Source organism: Pelomicrobium sp., from assembly GCF_036803785.1.
Taxonomy (GTDB): domain Bacteria; phylum Pseudomonadota; class Gammaproteobacteria; order Burkholderiales; family UBA6910; genus Pelomicrobium.
Genome location: NZ_DAIRTR010000081.1, coordinates 10,630 through 14,210, shown reverse-complemented (window position 1 = coordinate 14,210; position 3,581 = coordinate 10,630). Strand labels below are relative to the sequence as shown.

The 3,581-nt window shown below is 64.9% G+C and carries 3 protein-coding genes; 1 reads left to right on the top strand and 2 read right to left on the bottom strand.

Annotation, left to right across the window (positions count from 1 at the left end; translation table 11 throughout):
* Window positions 1–361: 361 nt before the first annotated feature.
* Together rpmE and V7Q81_RS10385 are read right to left on the bottom strand one after the other, a co-directional pair.
* Window positions 362–580, bottom strand: coding sequence for a 50S ribosomal protein L31 (gene rpmE, locus V7Q81_RS10390; RefSeq protein WP_333842887.1), 219 nt, complete (start codon window positions 578–580; stop codon window positions 362–364).
* Between the two features lie 89 nt (window positions 581–669).
* Entirely contained in the window at window positions 670–1,689 is a 1,020-nt protein-coding gene (locus V7Q81_RS10385) for an isocitrate/isopropylmalate dehydrogenase family protein (protein ID WP_333842885.1), read from the bottom strand.
* 568 nt (window positions 1,690–2,257) lie between these two features.
* On the opposite strand from V7Q81_RS10385, the gene V7Q81_RS10380 reads away from it, so the two are divergent.
* On the top strand, window positions 2,258–3,496 hold the full coding sequence (locus V7Q81_RS10380; RefSeq protein ID WP_333842883.1) for an MFS transporter: 1,239 nt from the start codon (window positions 2,258–2,260) through the stop codon (window positions 3,494–3,496).
* Window positions 3,497–3,581 lie beyond the last annotated feature (85 nt).

Here is a 3,581-nt window from a genome sequence, read left to right as displayed (position 1 = left end):
GGAAGGGGGGCGAGACCAAGGCGTTTATCCTCGGCGTGAGCCTAGGGACGGGAAGGAGCGCAGGAGGCTTAGTAAGTCCGGGGGCGAGCCAGATCCGCCAGAGAGCTGGGACGGGCGGTGGGAAAAAGCGGGCGACGCGGTTGAATCAGGGCGGAGCAAGGCCACGCGCATGGGGCGTATTTTAGCCGCGTATCCTGTCGTTGCACCGCTTCACGCCCGAGCGGACAAAGAAGCGCTGCACGGCCGACACAACGCCCGCCCTGCAGGCGCGAAGGCCTCCATCGAACGCTGTGCCGAAAGGCTTAAAAAGGCAGGGAGGGCGATTCCGGATGAGCCGGGGCAGCAAACGGCAAGACGGCTTTCAAGTGTGGGCCGCGCGCTTGTTGCCGTATTTCTGGCGGAACCTTTCCACCCGCCCGGCGGTGTCCACGATCTTCTGGGTGCCCGTGTAGAACGGGTGGCACGCGGAACACACTTCCACGTGCAGGTCTCGCCCCAGGGTGGAGCGGGTCTTGAAGGTATTGCCGCAGCTGCAGGTGACCGTGATTTCGGTGTATTTGGGGTGGATCTTTTCTTTCATGGCGCATTCCTTGCCGCACGAACGCCGGACGGTAAGCATTTGGAAAATTATGTATTATCTCTCACTAGCCCTTTGCGAACAAGCGTAACTCAGGCGAGACGGCGGATCACTGCCTGAGCAAACGCTCCGGTGGTGGCATGGCCACCCAGGTCCGGGGTACGGACGCCGTCTTCGACGATGGTCGCTTCGATGGCCCCCCTGAGCCGCTCCGCCAGGTCGTCCCGACCCACGTGTTCCAACATCATGGCTCCCGCCAGCATGAGTGCCGTAGGGTTCGCAATGCCCTGGCCGGCGATATCGGGAGCGGAGCCATGCACGGCTTCGAAGATGGCGGCCTCGCGCCCGATGTTCGCCCCCGGCGCAAGGCCCAGGCCGCCCACCAGGCCGGCGATCAGATCGGAAAGGATGTCCCCAAACAGGTTGGTGGTGAGTATCACGTCAAAGCGGCTGGGATCCAACACCAGTTGCATGGCACAGGCGTCGATGATACGGTCCTCGATCTGGATTTGGCCCTGGTACTTTGCCCCCACTTCCCGCACCGTTTCCAAGAACAGGCCTGTGAGCGCCTTGAGGATATTGGCCTTGTGCACGATGGTGAGCTTGCGGCGGCCGTGCTTCAGGGCGTAGTCGAAGGCGAATTCGGCCACGCGCCGGCAGCCCTCCCGGGTGATGATCCCGGAGGAGACAGCCGCGGCCCGCGGATCATCGCCCATGGGGATATAGTGTTCAAAACCCACGTAAAAGCCTTCGGTGTTCTCCCGCACCAGTACGATGTCCACCCCCTCGTAGCGGCCGCCGGAGAGAAGGGTGCGGGCCGGGCGCACGTTGGCGTAGAGCCGAAACTCCGTGCGCAGATGTACGTTTACCGAACGGTAGCCGCCGCCTACCGGTGTCGTTAGCGGCCCCTTCAGGGCAAGGCGGGTGCGGCGGATGCTCTCCAGCGTCTCGACCGGAAGGGGGTGCCCATGACTCTGCACCGCCGCCATGCCAGCGAGACGCCGCTCCCACTGGAAGGGGGCGCCCAGGGCCTCCAGGACCAGAAGCGTGGCATCGGTGATCTCGGGGCCGATGCCGTCGCCGGGAATCAGGGTAGCGGGGATACCGTTCATTCCCGGGGATCGAGGGTCTTTCGCGCTCGGGGATCCATTGTTGGAGATTCATTGTACTGGAGTTTGCGTGGGGATCAGGGTGTGAGGCCGTGATCCCCGAGCCGACGTCGCCGCCGCGGGTGGTCCGCGTAACCCTCTTGCTTGGTGACTCGGGGGACCCGGGACCATGGCGTGCGGGGCCGGTCAAGAAGCGGTTCCTCTTAGCCGATGGTCATCGGGGTGGAGCTCCAACGGGCGAGGAGGGGGGCCGACACGGGGAGCTGCCGAGAGCACCGGAGGGCGTAGGAGCGCTGCAACGTTCCGCTGGGAAGGCGGCCGTGGCGGTCGGACGACCCTTGCGTTCGGATTCTGCTCGTCTCGCCAACTACCCCGCTGGGCACGGGCCTCGGTGCGGTCGCACCTTCGGGTTGAGCCCGCAAGCACGGGTGTGCACTCGGCGGGTGCCGCCATCCGGGCTGCCCGGCGTTGGAGCCTGCCGACGCCCGCCCGAGGCGGCGCTCGATGGCCGCAAGGCTGCTTTTCTCGCCTTTACCGTGGGAGGCGTCTTCGTGGAATATCCGGGCTAGAGATGTTCGGCTCCATTTTTTCCCTGCTCTTCGGCACCAGCCTTCTTCTGGTGGGCATCGGCTTTTTCTTCACGCTGCTCGGAGTTCGCGCCGGCGTCGAGGGATTTTCCGATGCAGTGACCGGCACCATGATGTCGTCCTACTTCTTAGGTTTCATCCTCGGCAGCTTCCTATGCCCCTCGCTTATCCGCGGCGTCGGGCACGTGCGGGCCTTCGCCGCCATGGCCTCCATTGCTTCCACCATGGCGGTGTTGCATGCCCTGAGCGTTGGCCCGCTCACCTGGAGCTTGTTTCGGGCGATCACAGGGGTCTGCATGGTGGGCCTGTATATGGTGATCGAGAGCTGGCTCAATGCGCTCGCCACCAATAAGACGCGGGGCCGTCTGTTCGGTAGCTACATGACCGTTACCCTGGTCAGCATGGCGCTCGGCCAATACCTAATCCTGGTCGGGGACGTGCGCACCTTCGTTCCCTTCGGCGTCGTCTCTGTCATTCTTTCCTTGGCCCTTGTGCCCATCGTGATGACCAAGGTACAGGAGCCCAAGCCCGTGGTGGCCCCGGTCATCCACCCCGCGTCCTTGTTTCGCCGGGTGCCCCTCGGCCCGAGCGGCGCCCTCGCCTCAGGCCTGCTTAACGGGGCCTTCTGGGGCATGGGCGCCGTGTATGCCTACCGGATCGGTTTTTCCGAAACGGGCGTGGCCGCCTTCGTGAGCGCCGCTGTGCTGGGCGGTGCGTTCCTGCAGTTTCCCATCGGGCGGTTTTCCGACAAGCACGATCGGCGGGCGGTGCTCACTAAAGTGAGCATCCTCGGCGCCATAGTGGCGCTGGCCATCTTCGCCCTCGCCGACCTGTCCCAGGCCGCGCTGATCGCCTGCGCCTTCCTCTATGGGGGGCTCGCCTTTACCGTCTACGGTCTGAGCGTTGCCCACGTGAACGATTTCATGCGGGCAGAGGACACGCTGGAAGCGAGCCGGGCGCTACTGCTCCTGCACGGCATTGGCGCGGTGATCGGGCCGACCCTGGGTGGCTACTTGATGGATGCCCTCGGAGCGGGAAGCCTGTTCGTCTATTTCGCCGCGGTGCTTCTCCTTCTGGGCGCCTTCGGCTATGGAGAGAGCCGCAAGCCTGCGCCGGAGGGCGTCGTGCCGAGCACCTTCATCCCTATGGGCGAAAGCTCGACCGAGGCTCTGGGAATGGACCCGCGCACGGAGGCCGCTCCCGCATCCGGCGCGCCGCAGTAAGCCAACGGACTTCGGGCCACGAGGCGCTGCGCTTATCGGCTGCCAGGGCAGCGAGGCCTTGTCGGCTCCGCGGCAGGGGGTCGAA

What these genes read in the sequence shown, in the direction of transcription:
- rpmE (WP_333842887.1), bottom strand. Translation starts at nt 580, where the DNA reads ATGAAAGAAAAGATCCACCCCAAATACACCGAAATCACGGTCACCTGC.
- V7Q81_RS10385 (WP_333842885.1), bottom strand. Translation starts at nt 1,689, where the DNA reads ATGAACGGTATCCCCGCTACCCTGATTCCCGGCGACGGCATCGGCCCC.
- V7Q81_RS10380 (WP_333842883.1), top strand. Translation starts at nt 2,258, where the DNA reads ATGTTCGGCTCCATTTTTTCCCTGCTCTTCGGCACCAGCCTTCTTCTG.